Genomic DNA, 20916 nt, shown 5'->3' with positions numbered 1-20916 from the left:
AAATAAACACATTACAAACTCACAAAACTTTGATAAAGTTCAGGATGTAAAATTCACAGGAAGCAAAAAAAGCCCAGAATTATATTTCGATTCCATATCATAATCATTAGTATTTTCTATTTTTCTAAGGGAATCATGAGGTGATATTTTCCTAACTTTTCAGTTTGAAAGGAATTAAAGAATACTTCAGACCATTCACCGAATTCTCTGAATATTCAAAAGCAATTAACTGCAAAAACCGCTTTATCATCTTATGAGAGATAAAAATTTTAATCCGGGAAAAGGCTTTATATTCAGCAAACATGTGCCGGAGGAGTTATCACATTTTGACCGTGTCTTTGATGTTTTCAAAGATCTGCTTACCCATACCTCCGGAGATATTGAAGAAGCCTTCGACTGGCTGGACATGCTTGATCAGGAATATGATATTTTCAGTGATGAGTATACCCTTCAGGATTTTGAAGAGGATTTGAAAAAACGAGGTTATATCAGGGAAGAAGATCCTGAAGAAGGCAATACTGGAGGTGGAAAAGGTAAAAATATATTAACCCCGAAACTGGAAGCTGCCCTTCGTGAATATGCACTGGATCAGATCTTTGGGAAACTCAAGAAAAACGGAGCCGGAAATCACCGTACCCATAAAACAGGAATCGGAGATGAACGTGATGGCGAAAACCGTTCTTTCCAATATGGAGACGATCTTGCTGCTGTGAACATGACCGAAAGTTTAAAGAATGCACAGATCAACAACGGAATCTCAGACCTTCGTCTCACAGAGGAAGATCTGATCGTAGAGGAAACCAAACATAAGGCACAGATGAGTACTGCTCTGATGATTGATATCAGCCATTCTATGATCTTATATGGTGAAGACCGGATTACTCCGGCCAAAAAAGTGGCCATGGCACTTGTGGAATTGATCAAACGGAAATATCCGAAAGATTCCATTGATATCATTGTTTTTGGAAACGAGGCATGGCCGATTAAGATCAAAGACCTTCCCTATTTAAAAGTCGGTCCTTATCATACCAATACCGTTGCAGGTCTGGAACTCGCCATGGACATCCTTCGCAGAAAAAGAAATACCAACAAACAGATTTTTATGATCACCGACGGAAAACCCAGCTGTATTCAGCTGCCCAGCGGTGAGTTTTATATGAACAGCTTTGGGCTGGATGAAAAGATTGTCAACCAGTGTTTCAACAGAGCAGCACAGGCGAGAAAACTGAAGATTCCTATCACGACTTTCATGATTGCCCAGGATCCTTATCTGCGTCAGTTCGTGGAGGAGTTTACAGCCCAGAATAAAGGAAAGGCGTTCCTGACCGGACTTTCAGGATTAGGGCAGATGATTTTTGAAGATTACGAAAAAAACAGAATAAGAAGAATATAAAGATCAGATTTTACATTATTTAAAAATAAAAATCTCATCAGATAAATAGTATTACAAGACAATGAAAAACGATATTACATTCAAAGAATTAAAAAAATCCGGTTATACTCACAAAACGATTAATGAGGAAATCCAGGCCAACTTAATTGCCAGAATCAAATCTAAAGGACCTGTATTTGAAGGGCTTTGGGGCTATGAAGACACTGTTGTTCCCCAACTGAAAAAGGCAATTCTTGCAGGACACCACATCAATTTACTGGGACTGCGCGGACAGGCAAAAACCAGGATTGCAAGAAGCATGGTTAATTTGCTTGATGAATATATGCCTATTGTAAAAGGTTCTGAAATCAATGACAGCCCGTTTCAGCCCATTTCAAAATTTGCCAAAGATCTGATTGCTGAACTGGGAGATGAAACTCCGATTTCATGGGTACACCGTTCTCACCGTTTCTATGAAAAACTGGCTACTCCCGATGTAAATGTGGCTGACTTAATCGGTGACATTGATCCTATTAAAGCTGCAACCCTGAAACTTCCCTATTCCGACGAACGGGTACTCCATTATGGAATGATTCCGCGTGCCAACCGTTCTATTTTTGTTTTAAATGAATTACCGGATCTGCAGGCAAGAATCCAGGTTTCTTTGTTTAATATTTTACAGGAAGGAGATATTCAGATCCGTGGATTCCAGCTGAGAATGCCACTTGATATTCAGTTTGTCTTTACCGCCAATCCGGAAGATTATACCAACAGAGGAAGTATTGTAACGCCGCTGAAAGACAGAATAGGATCTCAGATCTTCACCCATTATCCAAAAACTATTGCTCTTGCCAGACAAATTACAGAACAGGAAGCATTGATTTCTGCTGAAGATAAAGAACAGATCCTGATTCCTGATCTGGCGAAAGATCTTTTGGAAGAGGTGGCTTTTGCAGCCCGTATCAGCGAATATGTGGATGCCAAAAGCGGTGTCAGTGCCCGTTTGACCATCAGTGCCATGGAAAATTTAGTGGCAGCGGCCAAATTACGTTTAATTGAATCCGGAGCAGAGAGAACCACTGTACGTCTGCTAGATTTTATGTCGATCATTCCATCCATCACAGGTAAAATTGAGCTGGTCTATGAAGGAGAACAGGAAGGAGCAGATTACGTGGCCAAAATCTTAATTGACAAAGCGGTAATGACCCAATTTGAAAGCCTGTTCCCACGTATTTCAAAACTGGAAAAAGAAGGAATCAAAACTCCATACACTGACCTGATCAGATGGTTTAACAAAAATCATTTAGAACTTAACTACAATGATACGGATGAAGAATTTTATGCTAAACTTGACAAGATAGAACCTTTGACAACTGTGGTGGATGAAAATGCCTCTGAATTGAGCAGAGAAGATCAGAATTTCTGCAAAGAGCTTGTATTATGGGCATTAACCATCAGCAATAAAATTGATAAATCTGAAAATCAGAATGCATTCACTTTCGATTCTCCCGGAATCGGCCAATTCTTACGCAACTAAAATCAGTAAAATAATATAAAAGTAAAACCTTCAGTTCATCTGAAGGTTTTTTATTTGTTTCTGAAAGACTTTATACCAGATTGTCATTTTTAAGCACAGCAGAACCGAAAGGATTGTCAACCAGCCACAGCCACTCTCCTTCTTCATTTCTTTTCATGATACAGGAAGTGTTGCCTGTCATATGAATAGAATGCCCATCCGGAGCAGTTCCCGTTATTTCCCACTGATCCTGCCACATAGCCAGATCATTTACAACAGTGATATGTGGAGTTTCACCTTGAATATCCAGTTGTAAGCGGCAAATCTCATTCATTGCCTTTTCTATCTGCTCAAGCCCTCTCCACTCTCTTCCATCTCGGTCTATGTAGACTGCTTCAGGATGAAAACAGCTTAATGCTCCTTTTACATCTCCTTTTCTGATGCAATACGGAAAATAGGCTACAGCACCAGTTTCTGTTTTTCTGTTAAATTCCTGCATTACTTCACATTTCTGGAGTCCATTTCCCTTTTCAAGCCTTTCTTACCTTTATTCCAGCTGTTGGCCACAAAAAAAGCAAGAAGTATCGGTAAAAAAGTAGTGAAACTGATCCCTTTGGTTATGGTACTATAAATAGCAATTCCAGCCAATACCCCCAGGATGATAGCATTCACAACATTTCTGGCTTCAATAGTTCTTTTTTTCTCTATCAGCTCCTGATCCGTTAATTCTGACAAATCTTTTTCCATATTTAATAGTATTTCTTGGTTTTTCGTTTTAGAGCGGTAAAATTCATTTTTTTTAAATCTATTTTTACCGAAAGCTAAATTACAATATTGTCAAGATATTTTTTTATTTCTTTTATTTGTAATTTATTTCATATCACCAGTTTCGGAAAAATTTCAATGCTTATGGAAGACAACCTGAATTGTATTTACAGAGTTATCAATTTCATGGAGAAGAATTACGACCAGCCTGTTTCTGTAAAGGAACTGGAAGACATTTCTCATTATTCTTACCGGAATATCCAGCGCATTTTCAAGTACAGCTGTGGGGAGACAATAGGTGCTTTCCAGCAAAGATTAAAAGTAGAAAATGGCTATAAACGCATTCTTTATACCCAGGAAAATCTTACCTCCATTGCCATTGAAGTTGGTTTTGCCAATATCGCTTCCTTTTCCAAAGCTTTTAAACAACATTTCGGGATTTCCCCTAAAGCGGCAAGACAAAGTAAAGAACAACTCCTTTGTGAAGGTGCCATCATTCCTGTTACCTCAGAGGTCTTGGTGGAACCCGAAATTGTTTATCTGAAACCTGTCCAGGTATATTATCAGAGCATTAATACCTGTTATAACAATGAAGAGATTGAAGTGCTGTGGGAAAAGTTCATGGAAAATGATTTCCCTGACTCCGGGATAGAATATTTTGGAGTTATAGCCGATGAACCATTAATAAAAACAGAAATCAACTGCCGCTATGATGCATGTTCATCCGTTCAATCCGGAAATAAAAAGCTTCCTTCAAAAATGATATTTGGAGGTAAATACGCCCGCTTTATCCATCATGGAAGCTACGAAACAATAGACGACACGTATACGAAAATCTATTCCCGCTGGATTTTGAATTCAGATCTTGAATTCTCACATTCTCCTATCATTGAAAAGTATGAAAATCATGCTGAAAATGAAGACGGCCAGGAAAAACAGTTGACCTATATTTTATTACCATTGAAGTAAGTTGTCAATTTAGGACAACTTTCAAAACATTTGCTGATCTAATTTTGCCCTGTTAAAAATAGATCAGTTATGCAAAAAAAGAAAATTATGTTCCCTTTATTACCTCTTCTTTTATTTTCATGTTCTGCTGCAGAGCTATCAGAAATTCCGGGCACTGCAAATCCGGAAACAGCTATTTACAAAATGCCTGAAGAATCAGCTCCACATGAAGGAACCTGGCTGCAATGGCCGCATCAGTATCAGTATGGAGTGACTTACCGCAACAGACTGGATGCCACCTGGGTAGCGATGACCAAAGAACTTGTACAAAGTGAAAAGGTTCATATCATTGCCTATGACGGGACAGAAAAAAATCGGATTACAGGACTATTAAACAGTGCCGGTATTCCCCTGACCAATATCAATTTTAAGCTTTATCAAACCGATGACTTCTGGGTAAGAGACAATGGTCCTATCTATGTAAAAGACCAGAACGGGCAGTTATTCATTCAGGACTGGGGATTTAACGGCTGGGGAAACAAAGCCGATTACAGCAAATGTAACGTAATACCTTCTAAAATAGCAGCCGATACCAATATACCAAAAATCAATCTTAACTCAGTGATGATCAATGAAGGCGGAAGTGTGGAAATTGACGGAAACGGAGTGTTGATGGCTTGTAAAAGTTCTATCCTGAATAACAACCGGAATCCGGGAATGACGCAACAACAGGCAGAGGCTATATTTACTAAAAACCTCGGAGTAACCAAATTTATCTGGCTGAATGGAAAAGCCGGCCTTGATATTACCGATATGCACATTGATGGTTTTGCCCGGTTTGCCAATTCTTCCACCATTATTACAATGAGTCCTGATGATCTGGCCTACTGGCAGGTACCGGACGGAGATATTGATAAACTGTATGATGCAACCACAAAAACCGGAGCTGCCTATCACTTTGTAAAAGTACCTTTAACAAGAAATGATGTAATTACAACGTACGGAAAGAATGTAGGGCGTGCTTCGTATATCAATTATTATATTGCGAATAACCGTGTATTGGTTCCTAATTATAACGACCCTAACGATGCAGTTGCCAACAATATTATCCAACAGCTTTATCCTGGCAAACAGGTGGTTGGTATAGACTGCCGGAATTTATTTGCCAATGGCGGAATGGTACATTGTGTAACACAGCAACAACCTCAGTAAAAATGATATTAAAAATAAAGTCTGCTGATTTTCAGCAGGCTTTACTAATAGAGAATGCCCATCGTCAAAAAATAGCGTAAATTTGCCCTGTCCATCCCGAAAAAGGTGGTTTTCTATTATACGTATTATGAAAAAAACAGCACTTTCTTTATTGGTTCTTCTGAATATGGTTTGCCAGGCACAGAATTTTGATGTAATTCCCTTAGGAATATATGGTGGTGAACAGGAAGACAATTTATCAGCGTATCTGGTAGGCGCCCCGAAAGACAATGCATTTCTCTGCCTTGATGCCGGTACGGTAAATGCCGGAATCCGGAAAGCAATCGAAATGAAAAGCCTTGAAGGACCTACAGAAACAGTTTTAAAAGATCAGATCAAAGGATATTTTGTATCTCACGGCCACCTGGATCATTTATCAGGGCTGATCATCAATTCTCCGGCCGATTCGAAGAAAGATATTTTTGCGATAGCTCCTGTGATTCAGATTCTCCAGAATCACTACTTTATCACGGATACCTGGATCAATTTTGCTGATCAGGGGCAAAAACCTATCCTTGGAAAATACCATTATAATGAGTTGCAGACAGGAACTGAAATTCCCGCACCTAAAACTCCTTTTTTTATAACCGGCTATGAACTAAGCCATGTAAATCCTTATAAAAGCAGTGCTGCTTTGGTAAGAAGAGAGAATCATTATCTGCTTTATCTGGGAGATACAGGTGCTGACCGTATAGAAAAATCTGACCGTCTTGACCAACTTTGGAACGTGGCAGCTCCACTTGTTAAGAAAAAACAGCTCAATACAATATTAATTGAAGTTTCCTTCCCTAACAGTCAGCCGGAACATCTTCTGTTTGGGCACCTTACTCCTAATCTGCTGACTGAGGAATTGAGTAAACTTAAAGAAAAGACCGGACAGAGCAGCCTTGAAGGCCTTAATATTGTGGTTACTCACAGAAAGCCGACAGGCGATAATCCTGAATTGATCAAAATGGAATTATTGAAAAACAATCCTTTAAAAGTAAATTACATTTTCCCCGAACAAGGCATAAAGATGAGTTTACCTTAACAATAAATTAAAAGATGAGGCAAAAACAGGCTTCATCTTTTTTATTTCAGACATGATTTATTGAATTTAAAACAATGACAATCAGTAGTTTAAATTTCAATAATGAAAATTATGAAATTTTTTCATTGCCTAATTAATTTATCATCGTAATATTGCAATATAAAATACAACAATGGGAGTTACTAAAACAGAAATTTATACTGACGAGCAAAATAAGCTGGCTTCTCTGCTTAAAGTTTTGGGACATCCGGCAAGAATCGCAATTTTACAGTACATCATTAATCAAAAAGCATGTATCTGTAATGATCTCGTTGAAGAACTTGGATTGGCACAGGCCACCATTTCCCAGCATTTAAAAGAGCTTAAGAATATTGGAATCATCAAAGGTTCCATTGAAGGAAAGTCTGTATGTTACTGCATTAATGAAAGTACATGGAAACAGTTTCAGAATGAATTCAACCTGTTTTTTAATCAGGATGTTACTATAAAACAATGCTGTTAAGGCATTTTTTTGAACACAAACATCGTAATATTGCAATATATCATTATAAAATTATAACACTCAATTTTAATCTACTATGAGACTATCAGAAATCAAAGAAATTCTACCGGCATTGGAAAATGTTGAATTTCAATTAGAAAACGGAAATTTTGTTCCTGAACATTTCCATGTAACAGAAGTGGGTCAGATCACAAAAAATTTCATCGACTGCGGCGGGGTTATCAGAAATGAAAAAGTAGTTAATTTCCAGCTATGGGATGCTGATGATTATGAACATCGTCTGAAACCTGGAAAATTACTTCATATCATTCAGCTTTCCGAAGAAAAACTTGGAATTGAAGACTCTGAAATTGAAGTTGAATACCAGGGAGACACCATTGGTAAATATGACCTTGAATTTAACGGAAAAAATTTCGTGCTGAAAAATAAAACAACAGCCTGTCTTGCCAGGGAAGCCTGCGGAATTCCTGCTGAAAAACAAAAGAAAAATCTGTCCGAACTATCTGTAAACCCAACATCGGCCTGCACTCCGGGATCCGGCTGCTGTTAATTTATTAAAATCTTATGTATCAGGAATTATTAAACACGATTCAATCTCTTAAATGGGAAAATATAGAGAGTCATAGAAAAGAGATTCTGGCACCATTGATTCATTTTATCCAGCAAAAGGTGGATGACCGCAAAGAAATTAATCTGAATTTTATCTGTACTCATAATTCGCGACGGAGCCATCTGGCACAGGTTTGGGCACAGACAGCGGCTTCTTTCTTTGCCGTTCCGGAAGTTCATTGCTATTCCGGAGGAACGGAAACAACGGCATTATTTCCTAAGATTGCAGAAGTTTTAGCAGAACAGGGCTTTTCAGTTTTCGGCATTGCTGATACCACCAACCCGGTATATGCTCTAAAATATGATGATAACAGCCTTCCGATCATTGGCTTTTCTAAAAAATATGACAGTCCGTTCAACCCTGTATCTGATTTTGCAGCAATTATGACCTGTTCGCAGGCAGACGACGGATGTCCTTTTATCCCTGGTGCGGAAAAAAGAATTCCGATCACCTTTGAAGATCCAAAGATTTCAGATAACACACCGGAACAGTCAGCAATATACACTGAAAGAAGCTTACAAATTGCAGAAGAAATGTTGTATGTTTTTTCTAAAATCAAAAGATAATCATGCAGCCCAGATTAAAATTTTTAGACCGTTATCTTACCTTATGGATCTTTCTGGCAATGGGGACAGGGATTGCTTTGGGGCATTTTTTCCCGGCTATTCCTGATATCATCAATTCACAGTCTCTTGGAACCACTAATATTCCTCTGGCCATCGGTCTCATTCTGATGATGTATCCGCCCCTGGCAAAGGTTGATTATACTCTCCTGCCATTGGCTTTCAAGGATAAAAAAGTAATCGGCATTTCTTTATTGCTCAACTGGATTATTGGTCCGGTTCTGATGTTTGTTCTCGCTATTCTTTTTTTAAGACATGAACCTGATTATATGTCCGGACTAATCCTTATTGGACTTGCCAGATGTATTGCTATGGTGATTGTCTGGAATGACCTCGCTAAAGGAAACAGAGAATATGCGGCATTGCTGGTTGCTTTAAACAGTATCTTTCAGGTATTCACCTATAGCTTCCTGGTATGGCTGTTTATCAATGTCCTTCCCGATCAGTTAGGTCTTGCAAGCTTTAAGGTGAGTGTTTCTATGCAGGATATTACGGAAAGTGTACTGATCTACCTTGGAATTCCTTTTCTTGCAGGTTTTCTCACCCGATATTTTCTGATTCAATCAAAAGGAGCAGACTGGTACAACAGAAAATTCGTGCCTAAGATCTCTCCTGTGACATTGTATGCTCTGTTATTTACCATCGTACTGATGTTTAGTTTGAAAGGCTCTAAAATACTGGAATTGCCAATGGATGTCATTAAGGTAGCAGTCCCTTTGGTGATCTATTTTGTTCTGATGTTTTTTGTAAGTTTTATCATCAATAAAACATTAAAAATTCCTTATGATAAAAATGCATCCATAGCCTTTACTGCTACCGGAAATAATTTTGAACTGGCTATTGCTGTGGCCATCTCAGTCTTTGGTATTCATTCGCCTCAGGCATTTGTAGGGGTGATTGGTCCATTGGTAGAGGTTCCGGTATTAATACTTCTCGTAAAAGCCAGTTTATTTATGAAAAAGAAATGGTATCATTAATCTCATTACAAAATAAGAAGCATCACCGAAATAGTGATGCTTTTTTATGGATATTACTTCTTACTCAATTTATAATTTCCACTGCCTTAATTTTATTTACCACGGGAAATTATTACAAATCGGGGAACGAAGAAATAAATATTTATCTAAGAAAATAAATCAGATACCATTAAATGTTGTATGGAATTATGGACAAATAAGGACTTTATCTCAAAAATAGATTATCTTTATAGGGAACGAAATTTTTATTAATAATGAAGTTAGAATTATATCAGATAGATGCTTTTACAGAATCTGTTTTCCATGGAAATCCGGCATGTGTTGTGCCATTAGAAAACTGGTTACCCGATGAAATCCTTTTAAAAATAGCCTGTGAAAATGCAGTGGCAGAAACCGCCTTTTTCATTGATAACGGTGATTCCATTCACCTGAGATGGTTTACCCCTGAAATAGAGATGGATTTATGCGGCCACGCTACCCTGGCTACTGCCCATTGTCTTGTTTCCATCTTAAATTATGAGCGCAATAGAATCATTTTTGAAACCAAAAGTGGCGAACTGACAGTAGATGTTAAAGATGGGATGTATTATATGGATTTTCCGTCCAGAATGCCTGAAGCCTCTACTCTTCCGGATACAATATCCAGATCACTTAATATCCAGCCTAAAGAAGTCTTCAAAGCAAGAGATTATGTTCTGGTATACGATTCTGAAGAAGAGGTAAAAAATATCAGGATTGAAAGATCCGTTTTTGATCTTATTAATCTTGATCCGGGCGGTGTTATTGTAACATCGGAAGGGACAGACAGTGATTTTGTTTCAAGGTATTTTACCCCGCAGTCCTCCATTCTTGAAGATCCGGTTACCGGTTCTGCACACTGTTCACTGATTCCCTTCTGGTCATCAAGATTAGGAAAAGATCAGCTTTTTGCCCGTCAGATCTCTGAAAGAGGCGGACAACTCTATTGTGAGAACAAAAAAGAAAGGGTAATTGTGGCAGGGAAAGCCCAAACATATTCTGTCGGACATTTCTGGGTAGAGTAAGAGAAGAGAATACAATACTGCAATATTAATAATAAAAGCCTTGAATCATTTGATTCAAAAATTTAAGTTGATCTGCATTTTTTCAAAAATTATAAAAAAATTGGCTACTCTTTTGGTAGCCAATTTTGTAATTATTTCTATGATATTTCAATCATTCTTGGTGGTTTCTGCTTCGCATCTTCTTTTTTTGGGATCGTTAACATTAAAAGGCCATTTTCATATTTTGCATTAATATTATCCTGATCCACAACATCTTTTGGAAGCTCAAAACTTCTCTTGAAAGATTGGTAACTGAATTCTCTTCGTGTGAAGTTTTCATCTTTTGTCTCTTTACGATCTTCCTTGGCTGATGAAATGGTAAGCAGGTTACCATCCAGCCTGATCTGAAAATCGTTTTTATCCATACCTGGTGCTGCAACCTGAACTTCATAAGCCTCTCCGTTTTCCTTTATATTGACCGATGGTACGGTTGTACTGGTAGATGAGTAATTGTTATTGCCCCAGTTAAAAAGTTCACGACCAAAAAAATCATCAAAGACATTTGAAAAGCCCAAATTGCTGTTTCCGTTTCTTCTTATTAGATTATTCATTGTAATCATTTTTAATTAAGTTTAACAATCATTTAAAAACACGTCAGCTGGCCAGCTGTACATAAAATTTTACAAAAAAAATACCATTTGAGTACGAATGAAATTTTTTCCGGTTTTCTGTCATTTTTTCAGAATTTATGACACAAAACACTGATCCTTAGGGTATTCAATACTTTTAATAGTAGTCATACAATCCCAAAGTTCAAGGAGGAAGAATTTCCCAAAAAATTCGAAAATTACTTTGGAAAAGATGTTATTAAACCGCATAAACTTAAACAATATTTCTAATAATAGTCTATTTCTACAATATAAAATAAACTAAAGTGTAATGCATTGTATTTTACATTTCAAAAGTATTTCTATCTTCATTTTATTTGTAATTTAACAATCCGAGCTAAGTGTCGAATATAGAATAATTTGGTGCAAACCTGGGATATCCCTATTGTAATAAGAAAAAAGATAATAAAAGATTTGAATAAAATAATACCATGATAAAATCTGCCAATATCAAATTGTTATTAGTCCTTCTTGCGATTGTTTTTGCATTTGATTTAGTATTTATTGCTATGGATCATAGTTCCTGGCGGTTTTTTACCAAGCCACTGTTGTTACCTGTTATTATCTGGTTTTATTTTACTTATTCTCAACAAAATAGATGTCGGATCAACCAATGGTTTTTATCTGGATTAATTCTGAGCTTTTTGGGTGATGTGTTTTTGTTATTTGGATGGGGATTTATGCCCGGTTTGGGTAGTTTTTTGTTGGCTCATATCTGTTACATCGTTTATTTTTTAAGGGTTAAAAAGAAAAATGCCTGGAGTTGGCTCCCCTTTGTTTTGCTTTATTTAGGCTCATTTATTTACTATATATTTCCTTATTTAAACGAAATGAAGATCCCCGTGGTGATTTACGGAATTACCATTGCTACGATGCTGTATTTCAGTATCAGAACTTATTCTTTATTATTAATCCTGGGAGCTGTTTTGTTTGTAATATCAGATTCTGTATTGGCCATTAATCTGTTTGTACAGCGTAGTGTCGGGAAAGAACTTGTTGTAATGATTACTTATGTTTTAGCCCAGTTGATGTTGGTGCTGGGAGTGGTTGGTCTTGAAAAAAAGAACAGAATTATCCGATAAAATCAAGACTTATGAAAAGAATAGATAACCGTTTTTTTCATAGTATTGGCCTATTCTGTCCATTGGATTTTACTGATCCTGTTACTTATTTTATCCCTGTGTTTATCTTGTTGATAGTAGGGAAAATATTTTTGTATCAGATTCCTCAAAAAATATTCACCAAAAGACTCATCAAAGATAATGTATCGAGTATCGGATTGGGGATAGGGGCAGTAATGTTAGACTTTGGGATGAAAGCTATTTCACTATCCTACTTTTTTTGGATTTACAATCATTTTAGACTAACCGATATTTTCGGGATCAAAGATTTCAATAAATTCTTCACTTTACAATGGCATGCAGATCACTGGTGGCTTTGGTTGCTGGTTATGATTGTTCAGGACTTTGGCTTTTACTGGCATCATCGGTTGAGCCATAAAATCAGATTATTCTGGACAGGTCATGTCAATCATCATTCGGCTACTCATTTGAGTCTTGCTATTGCATTGCGTCAGGGATGGTTTGAAATCATATATCTGGACATTTGGTATATCCCTTTTATCATGATTGGTTTTCATCCTATTATGATTGCTATGATGCATCAATTTAACCTGATTTTTCAATTTTGGCCGCATACCAATGCTATTGGAAAATTGGGGTGGTTCGACAAAGTATTCAATTCTCCTTCCAATCATCGGGTGCATCATTCCCGAAAAATTGAGGATTTAGATAATAATTATGGGGGCATTTTGATGATTTGGGATCATCTTTTCGGCACGTACAAAGCGGAAGAAAAGAAAACGACGGATTACGGAATTTATCATAATATTCATACTTATAATGTTTTTCATATCGTCTTTGATGAGTTTGGAAAAATGATAAAGGATGTCCGGAATGCACCGACATGGAAAGCGAAATTGGGCTATATATTCAATGCTCCGGGCTGGCATCATCATGATAAAGATGAGCGGATTTCTACTTTGAAGCGGGAATTAAAAGAAAAGATGAATAATTGATGGTTGTCTTGCATGAAAAGTGTAAGATACCTTAACTACGCCATGACATCAATTTTTTCAACGGATTTTTATACACTATCCTTAAAGAGAGATGACAGGCTTTATCATTCTCAAATTCAATGTACATTACGGTTTTCTTTAGTAAACGAGATCCATCGAGTTCGTAACTCCATAAATTACTGTTTATCTGCACAAGCTTCTCTTTCATAGAAACACGAACCTCCTCTTTGGTTTTTCCTAAAAGGTCAAATTTCACAAATTTATTTTTTATTTTTAAAAACATACTATGAATATTATTTTACTTAATAAAGGGTTTATAAAAATCATTTAACTCAGAAATAGTATCTTTTTTTCCATTTTCAGTTAAAAACTCTTTCAAAGTAGAATAAAACTTTCTACCCTGATCACCATACATTACAAGGTCTAAATCGGCAATCCTTACACAACCACCCTTCTTCATCATAACCCATGCAGTACATCGAACTGACCAATTAAGAGTTTGTAGAGGGATTTCCACAGTTATCCTCTCCACTGAATCACTGGTAGTTTTTGGGATGACGGGTATTACAATGTTACAAAGAGTTATATCTTTGATTTCTATTTCGCCATTCTTATAAAAGATTATTTCTCTTTCAAGCAAAGCATAGAAAAAGAAATAAATGATTCCTCCTACCGATATTAAAACCACAATAAACATTAAAATTAAAAATCTATTGTAATTTCCAGCAATTTCACGCTCAGGTGTAGAGATTACGACAACAATAGCAATTGCACATAACAGAAATAAAAATAGGGTCCGAGGTATTAAAAAAAGATTCCGCCCCTTAGTACATAAGTCTCCGCTATCTAATTTATATGTACGAAATCCATGTAAATGTGGAAAATTCATTTTATTTTTTATGTTTTACAAAAGTTGATTTTTGGCAAGATAACCCTGAAAAAACAGTATCGCTATTGGAACTATAAGAATCCAGGCCATTACAGTAGTTATTATCTCCGGTAAGCAAATTATTTATATTTAAAAGTATTTAAGTTTTGATAAAAGCAGAGATACTAAAAATACCTCTGCTCTGTCAAACCAACGTTACAAGGATGAAAAAAACTTTCATTTCAAATTTACTGATATTCTAATCCAGGATTCGTACGTCAAAAAAACTTCAATACATAATCCATTAATTATGAATTGATTGAAAATCCAATGAAGTAGTTTTAAAGTATAAAGTATGCAATTCATTTACAAATTCTCTTTCAAAAAGAAAAAAAGAGAAGAGTTTATTCTTCTCAATCAATAAAATTATTGCCGTAGAAATATTGAAATGTGATGCTTATGGCAAATAAAAAAAGAGGTAACTATTACAGTTTACCTCCTTAATTGATATTGGTACAAAAGCAATTATTTATTCGGTTTATTCTTAGGAAGTGCCTTATACCATTTTTCATTTCCCAGTTGATAATTTTTCAAGTTATAAAGAGTTCTTTTTCTAAAGCTATTATACAGCTTTGATTCTAATTTCAGACTTATCTTTTTGTAATCACTATTGAAACGCTTTTGATCTTTCAATATAGTTGTATGAAGCCTGATCCATAAATCAATAACTGCCATCCAGCGACCAGAAGTGTACAATACATTCCAATCCAGATTATCTGTAATACAAGCTACATTGTTACGAGCTTTGTCATTTTCACATTCAAGTAATTGAGTACCCTGCTCTCTTGAAACATTATCAATTTGCAGAAATTTACTAACATAATCATTATTTTTTTCTAATTGAATTTGAAAAGATTGATATTTTTTTTGTTGTCTTATACGTTCTGTGTTGAATATACTATAATTTTTATCATCTTTTGAAAATGCAGAAACAGCCATTTGCATTGCAAGATACCGGTTTACAATGCTGCTATGAATTTGTGACAGTTCATTTAGCCTTTCATTTTCTTTAGCATCTCTATATATAATGTCATTTTTAGATGGTTGTAAGGATTTACAATGTATTGAACAATTGTTCCCGGATATATACACATCTAAGCCAACAACTACACAGGCTTGATCATAAACAAACAAACGCCCCATTCCTTGGTAGTTACTACATTTTCGGGAGACATCTATCATAATCCTTCCATTTTCAGGAATAGAACCCTGGCTAATCGTAATACAATTTTCACCTTGGTAAATTACAAAATAATAAGTCTTTCCTGAAAAACCAGAGAGATACAGCTTTATATTTTCAGTATCTGAATTATTCATATTTTCAAAGTATATTTTTAAAATCAATAACAAAATATTACTGATCTGATTAGTTGTTATTGTAAGCTAAACAAATAGGTAACAAGCAAGCAATTAATATTATTAAACTTTACTGAGTTCTGATACAAGTACTTTTTCTCTCAGAGTTCTAATATCCATTTTTGAAGTTCTATATGTTGTGGTAATTTCAATTTTTTCTTCAATCTATATCTTTTTGTCTCAATACCTCTCAAACCAATATTTTCATATCGGCAGATGTCTTTATTGGTCAGGTTTAATCGCAGGTAAGCAATAATCTTAATATCATGCTCTGTAAGTTCAGCAGTATGCTGCGTCACTTTTTCATAAAATTCTGAATATATTTCTTTAAACCGTTTTAGAAATAAAGGACTCCGACTTTCCATAAGCTGTATGATTTCATCAAAGGAATCATTCACTTTTAATTTAAGAGCTTCAGTTTCCAATGCTTTCTTCTCAAGCAGTTTGTCTTTTTTTAATTCATTTTTATCATAAATTTTCCTCATCAAGTATATCAATCCTCCAAACCCCATCAGCATTATTGCAACGATCAGATAGAATACTTTTCTTTCCTGTCTCTTTTCTTCCTGATTCAATTCAACCAGTTTATTGACAGCAAGATTGACAGCTTCTTTTTCATTTTTATTCAGACTGTCATTTAAAATTGTGTACTGTCTTAAATACATGTTTGATTTTTCAATTTCATGAAGTGATTTGTACACATTGGAGATCGTATCGAATACTGTAAGTAAGGCAGGCTTATTTTGTGTTTGCTCAAAAATATCAATGGTCTTCTCGTAATATTCCAAAGCTTTTCTTTTATTTCCTTTCACATTATAAAGATCCCCATAACTAAAAAGTGCAATCCCTTTTTCAGAAATATTTGCCGTATTGAAATTGCTAACTGCCTTATCCATATAATATGCTGCAGAATCCAAATGGGACCTTTTGTCGATAAAACCATCTGCTATCCTTGTATAGGCTAATGTACCAGGCATCACATCCAGCATTTTCTTCTCAATATGCTGTAAAGAATCAAAATCCTTATTTCTCATAAAGTTTGTATGTTTCCAGGAATAATTATAGAATAAAAGAAACTTTCTTTGTTTTTCATTTGAAATCTTCCTGATATACTGTTCTGCCTTGTTAAAAGCATCATTGGATTGACTATATAACCCTAACCTCGTATAGTTTCTACCATACTCATTGTATAAATTTGCTGTCAGAATTGGAGATTTAATTTTACTAAGCTCTTTTTTGGCTTTGTCCAGATACTCCAGGCTTTCTTTATGCCTACTGAAGCTGCAAAGAATACTTCCAATATTGGTATATACCATAATGACTCCTTTCGAATCTCCATTGTTTTCATAGTCAGTAAGGACGTGCATATTAAATTTCAAAGCTCCCTCAAAATCTCCCCTCTTTTTATATTCAGATGTGCTTTTCATAGGTTCGGGTAGAAAAGAATAATCCTGTGCATTAACCAATGAGAAAAACAAAATGGAAACTAAGAATAGGATCTTGATTCTAAAATTGAGGGACATGTTGAAGAAAAGCATATTTATAAAAGTATTTCATAGTTTTTTGTATATCAATAAGATACCATAAAGCTTTTTCTTTTTTCGGGCATTTGTAAGGCAATATTTTCAGTTTCTTTTGATTTTTGGATCTCTCATTGTGCTATCATGCAAATGTATCGGAAGGGATATCTCTTTACGTGAGTTCACAATAGTCAACCGAGGCTAAATAAACCTAAGCTGCTTTAATAAGAGCAGAGATAATGAATACCCCTGCTCTATCAACACAACTATAAAGGATGAAAAAAAATAGTTATTTCATTCCGAAATATACCGACATTACAGATGAGTAGCCATACGTCAAAGAAACTTCAATCATTAACCAGCTGATTACATACTCATTGCAATCCAAATGAAGTATATTTAAAGTAAAGAGTAAATAATTATTTGTTATTGTCAAAGCTCATTTCGTCATTAGACATCAACATCTTTTACAGATGAAAATGCGAAAAAAACGTATTACTTCTAATACACTCCATCATATTTTACCCTAATAATCTTATAACTATCAGAAAAACCACCAGGAACTATGATTTTAACGATATCATTTTAAGTTAGGTAACGGAATGCCTTTATCTTTAAAAATCAAACTCATGGTACGAGCGTAACTTATTCTACAATAATCTTTTTAGTAATAAAATTTCCGTTTTTTGAAATTTTAAGTATATAATTTCCAGAAACAACTCCGTTTGTAAATATCTTATTAACCCCGGCATTTAACTTTTGAGAAGGAATTATTACCCTGCCAGAAATATCATACAATTCATACATAGCACTTTGTTTTGAATTTATAATAAAATAGCCTTCTTTTACCGGGTTTGGATATATTGTAATATCATTTTCATTAGTTTTCGCTTCATTTATGCCCAATTGTCCATTTCCAATACCTACGGCATACCATGCATTTACATTTTGTTGAGCCTCATTACTTGTTGCACCATACAGATCTATTGCAGCTTGTTTCGTAGCGTTATAAGCATCGATATAAGTACTGTTCGGGGTCAAATAATTTACAAGTGCCCTGTAAATTATTTTTTCAGCCTTCTCGATCCCGAGACCGTTTACGGTATACATATTCCCAATATCATTAGTTCCGGAACCACCTTGTGATAGTAAGTAAAACCAGAAATTTCCAACGCCACTATTGATATGAACCCCTCCATAATCATTGGTTTCATCTGGAGTTACGTTGGTATCCATCCAGTAAGTTCCCTGATAAGTATCCGGTTGTTGAGGATTATCAGAATTAACATAATTAGGATTGCCCATATCCCTCAAATAATCTGGAGAATGTGATGGCATCAGCCCTTCTCCAATTGTCCAGTTCGGAGTAATTCCAGAGTAAAATTCTATTGCCGTTCCCATCATATCAGCAATAGATTCATTAAGGGCTCCTGACTCTTTTTCATAGTTCAACCCTCCTAATCCATTTCTTGATATGACAAGGTGTGAAAATTCATGTCCTGCTACATCCAGTGTTACCAAAGGATTCATATATGGAATTCCACTACTAAAGTTCCCATTACCAAATGCCATAAAAACATAACCTCCAAAGTCAATTGCCATGGCATTATCTCCTGCACCGATGGGAAGTGAAGAATCAACTAAACTAAAATCGACGTTATAATAATTGTTAACCGGAGAGCTGTTTCCGTCATAGCTATCCCTGTTATGCTTTGTCAAGTAGTAGTCATATGTTTTTTCCAGTCCCCAGTGCACTTCTACAGCTGCTTTTGTAACATCTGATGTAAAATTTGCTGTAGGATTTATATAATCAGAAGTTCCGGTCAGCAATCCTGTGAACGGATCAAATCCTCCATCAGCATCAGTTGCATCAAGAGTATGAATATTCCTGCTATTATCCTTCAAACGAAACACACCATTGTAAGAGTCTACAGTAATCTGCTGATTGCCTTTATTCAGAGTTGTGCTTGAAGAAGGTGTATCAACATGATATGTTTTCGAAATTTTCTTAACAATTTTTTTATCTTCAGTATTAATATAATAAGTATATGCTTTTAATGACCTGGCTGCCAAAACTTCTATTTTGGAAGTAAGATAAGTAACGACAGTCCTTCCGTTATCAACTTTTGCAATTACTGTTTCAAAATCAGAAAATTTTAAATCCGAAGGTCCTGATCCTGCTGTCAGATTCTTTGAAATAATAGATTTGACATCAGCTTCAGCTAAAGAATTTCCAATTGATAAATTGATATCAGCAGTTAATTCTCCATTAACATAGGTAAGATAACCTTCTTTTTCATGAAGCAAAAGCAATTCATCCATTACTTTTACATTATTATAATAATGCTGATATACAGAATGTTTTATTCCTAATGGGTCTATCTCTTCTTTTATTAGTCTGAAGGTATGCTCATTATTTACCCCAAGCCATTCACTTAAATTATCCATTAAGTATTCCTTCTTCAAATGAAGCCCGGAAACATCCATATGGAAATTTCCCATTGATGACAATGGCAAAAACTTAGGAAAATTGATCATAGCAGTTTGCTCCTTTTCAGATCGGTTTTGAGCAGATACATCATTTATTTGAAAAAAGAAAATTGCTCCTGTAAGTAAAAAATTGATGACAATTTTTTTTGAAATAGTTGTTTTACTGTTCATAATTTTATTTTAAATTTTAGTATTTACAAATCCACAGCTATAAAAAACTCTGGCACATATGTATTATTATCATTTAATAATATTGAGTTTCTTGTACCTAGCCCCACAGTATAATTATTAGATAGTTTCATATCAAAAATCAGTTCTCCGCCCCACTGAGAAAAAATTACTTTTAACCGTTCATTTTCCAGATATTTCCATAAAACAGAAGGTGGATGAGAACCATTTGCCTGAGCAAATATTTTCTTACTCAAGCATAACAGTATACTTAATACTAGAATTGGCTGTATTTTTTTATTGATTTCAGCATTTTTTATTCTTATACACAAACAAATACTTTCTTCCATCTTGAGATAGTTGTACGGCTTAGTTGGAAATGAACAGATAATTCGGTATCGTTAAGTTTATTTTTGATTTGATACTCTAATATTTCCAGCACAGTTTCCTTATTATAGGATTTGTGTTTCTGATTACACTGCCACAAATTTTGATCTTCATCTTCTAAAATGATCTGATTCAGTTTGAAAATATCCAAGATTGTCAAATTATTTTTCTGTAATAATGAAGTGCAAAGTCCCAACTTATCTGGATATTTTTTAATAATAAGATCTGTGTAAATCTTTTTATAATCCGGTGTCAATTTTTCCATTTTGTATTGTTTTTTATGATTACTGAAAATCATTTCAGAATTGCTTATCTGTTTATATTATCTGTTTTCAATATTCCTTATTACAATCTAACATCCACAAGAAAAAATTGCTCAGCATAGAAACATTCATAAAAACAGAGAGATTATGCAAAAAGCCAAAGTGAATGATATTGTTGATAAGAAAACACCTGTTACCAGGGTAAGGATTTGGAAGTTTTTCACTAAAAAAGGCAGGGAATATCCCTCTCCCTGCCTTTAAACACAAACATTTCCCAATGATGAAAAAGTGAAAAAAGAATTACTTCCCGACAAATGTATTGATGTTAAAAGAAATACTTATCACTTCAAACACACTCCATTATATAACACTCTAATTTTCAACGCACTGAATTTAAAATGGTGTAGATTTGAAGTTGAGTAGAAATAGTTTAATTTTAACAA

21 protein-coding genes are annotated in these 20916 nt (G+C 35.1%); 12 read left to right on the top strand and 9 right to left on the bottom strand.

All coding sequences use genetic code 11. The features are described 5' to 3' along the window. Positions 1–253 precede the first annotated feature (253 nt). Together AC5YGI_RS14415 and AC5YGI_RS14410 are read left to right on the top strand one after the other, a co-directional pair. Positions 254–1393, top strand: coding sequence for a vWA domain-containing protein (locus AC5YGI_RS14415; protein WP_330745936.1), 1140 nt, complete (start codon positions 254–256; stop codon positions 1391–1393). Positions 1394–1454: 61 nt separating this feature from the next. Beyond that, positions 1455–2909, top strand: a complete 1455-nt coding sequence (locus AC5YGI_RS14410) for a sigma 54-interacting transcriptional regulator (protein ID WP_496168753.1) — start codon at positions 1455–1457, stop codon at positions 2907–2909. Positions 2910–2979: 70 nt separating this feature from the next. Here AC5YGI_RS14410 and AC5YGI_RS14405 read toward each other — a convergent pair whose 3' ends face one another. Further along, positions 2980–3387: a YybH family protein gene (locus tag AC5YGI_RS14405; RefSeq protein ID WP_496168751.1), complete on the bottom strand. Its 408-nt coding sequence runs from the start codon at positions 3385–3387 to the stop codon at positions 2980–2982. After that, positions 3387–3635: an FUSC family protein gene (locus AC5YGI_RS14400; RefSeq protein WP_110009680.1), complete on the bottom strand. Its 249-nt coding sequence runs from the start codon at positions 3633–3635 to the stop codon at positions 3387–3389. Before AC5YGI_RS14400 ends, AC5YGI_RS14405 begins: the two co-directional genes overlap by 1 nt. Before the next feature lie 162 nt (positions 3636–3797). Between AC5YGI_RS14400 and AC5YGI_RS14395 the strand changes: the two genes are divergently transcribed. The 8 genes from AC5YGI_RS14395 (at position 3798) to AC5YGI_RS14360 (ending at position 10637) form a co-directional block, all read left to right on the top strand. After that, entirely contained in the window at positions 3798–4622 is an 825-nt protein-coding gene (locus AC5YGI_RS14395) for an AraC family transcriptional regulator (protein WP_496168749.1), read from the top strand. A gap of 87 nt (positions 4623–4709) precedes the next feature. After that, a complete protein-coding gene (locus AC5YGI_RS14390) occupies positions 4710–5813 on the top strand; it encodes an agmatine deiminase family protein (RefSeq protein WP_496168747.1) in 1104 nt (367 codons plus the stop codon). Positions 5814–5940: 127 nt separating this feature from the next. After that, positions 5941–6882, top strand: a complete 942-nt coding sequence (locus AC5YGI_RS14385; RefSeq protein ID WP_496168745.1) for a 3',5'-cyclic-nucleotide phosphodiesterase — start codon at positions 5941–5943, stop codon at positions 6880–6882. Positions 6883–7054: 172 nt separating this feature from the next. Continuing rightward, entirely contained in the window at positions 7055–7384 is a 330-nt protein-coding gene (locus AC5YGI_RS14380; RefSeq protein WP_137904257.1) for an ArsR/SmtB family transcription factor, read from the top strand. A gap of 76 nt (positions 7385–7460) precedes the next feature. Continuing rightward, complete coding sequence (locus AC5YGI_RS14375) at positions 7461–7934, top strand: DUF6428 family protein (protein ID WP_227941639.1); 474 nt, start codon at positions 7461–7463, stop codon at positions 7932–7934. A gap of 14 nt (positions 7935–7948) precedes the next feature. Further along, positions 7949–8560, top strand: coding sequence for an arsenate-mycothiol transferase ArsC (locus AC5YGI_RS14370; protein WP_496168742.1), 612 nt, complete (start codon positions 7949–7951; stop codon positions 8558–8560). A 2-nt stretch (positions 8561–8562) separates the two neighbouring features. After that, the gene (gene arsB, locus AC5YGI_RS14365; protein WP_496168740.1) at positions 8563–9594 is read left to right on the top strand and encodes an ACR3 family arsenite efflux transporter; all 1032 of its coding nucleotides are present in this window, start codon (positions 8563–8565) and stop codon (positions 9592–9594) included. A 254-nt stretch (positions 9595–9848) separates the two neighbouring features. Then, the gene (locus tag AC5YGI_RS14360; RefSeq protein ID WP_496168738.1) at positions 9849–10637 is read left to right on the top strand and encodes a PhzF family phenazine biosynthesis protein; all 789 of its coding nucleotides are present in this window, start codon (positions 9849–9851) and stop codon (positions 10635–10637) included. Positions 10638–10774: 137 nt separating this feature from the next. Here the strand turns inward: AC5YGI_RS14360 and AC5YGI_RS14355 are convergent, their stop codons facing one another. After that, positions 10775–11227: an Hsp20/alpha crystallin family protein gene (locus AC5YGI_RS14355; protein WP_110009804.1), complete on the bottom strand. Its 453-nt coding sequence runs from the start codon at positions 11225–11227 to the stop codon at positions 10775–10777. A 488-nt stretch (positions 11228–11715) separates the two neighbouring features. Here AC5YGI_RS14355 and AC5YGI_RS14350 point away from each other — a divergent pair, with 488 nt between their 5' ends. Both AC5YGI_RS14350 and AC5YGI_RS14345 read left to right on the top strand, forming a co-directional pair. Then, positions 11716–12366, top strand: a complete 651-nt coding sequence (locus tag AC5YGI_RS14350; RefSeq protein WP_496168735.1) for a lysoplasmalogenase — start codon at positions 11716–11718, stop codon at positions 12364–12366. An 11-nt stretch (positions 12367–12377) separates the two neighbouring features. Continuing rightward, positions 12378–13361: a sterol desaturase family protein gene (locus AC5YGI_RS14345; RefSeq protein ID WP_496168733.1), complete on the top strand. Its 984-nt coding sequence runs from the start codon at positions 12378–12380 to the stop codon at positions 13359–13361. Between the two features lie 298 nt (positions 13362–13659). On the opposite strand, the gene AC5YGI_RS14340 is transcribed toward AC5YGI_RS14345, so the two are convergent. The 6 genes from AC5YGI_RS14340 to AC5YGI_RS14315 all read right to left on the bottom strand — a co-directional run bounded on the left by AC5YGI_RS14340 (position 13660) and on the right by AC5YGI_RS14315 (position 20475). Next, positions 13660–14250, bottom strand: coding sequence for a hypothetical protein (locus AC5YGI_RS14340; RefSeq protein ID WP_496168731.1), 591 nt, complete (start codon positions 14248–14250; stop codon positions 13660–13662). Positions 14251–14754: 504 nt separating this feature from the next. Beyond that, positions 14755–15606: an alkyl hydroperoxide reductase gene (locus tag AC5YGI_RS14335; RefSeq protein ID WP_496168730.1), complete on the bottom strand. Its 852-nt coding sequence runs from the start codon at positions 15604–15606 to the stop codon at positions 14755–14757. A gap of 140 nt (positions 15607–15746) precedes the next feature. Beyond that, entirely contained in the window at positions 15747–17072 is a 1326-nt protein-coding gene (locus AC5YGI_RS14330; protein ID WP_496168728.1) for a tetratricopeptide repeat protein, read from the bottom strand. A 738-nt stretch (positions 17073–17810) separates the two neighbouring features. Continuing rightward, entirely contained in the window at positions 17811–19826 is a 2016-nt protein-coding gene (locus tag AC5YGI_RS14325; protein WP_496168726.1) for a M4 family metallopeptidase, read from the bottom strand. A 23-nt stretch (positions 19827–19849) separates the two neighbouring features. Next, entirely contained in the window at positions 19850–20173 is a 324-nt protein-coding gene (locus AC5YGI_RS14320) for a hypothetical protein (RefSeq protein WP_446106242.1), read from the bottom strand. Next, entirely contained in the window at positions 20146–20475 is a 330-nt protein-coding gene (locus AC5YGI_RS14315; protein ID WP_454509810.1) for a helix-turn-helix domain-containing protein, read from the bottom strand. The genes AC5YGI_RS14320 and AC5YGI_RS14315 overlap by 28 nt, the downstream gene beginning before the upstream one ends. Positions 20476–20916 lie beyond the last annotated feature (441 nt).

The sequence above is a fragment of the Chryseobacterium sp. CS3K3.1 genome (genome assembly GCF_059515165.1).
The sequence above is the reverse complement of the archived record's forward strand: the minus strand, read 5'-3'. Positions and strand labels throughout refer to the sequence as shown.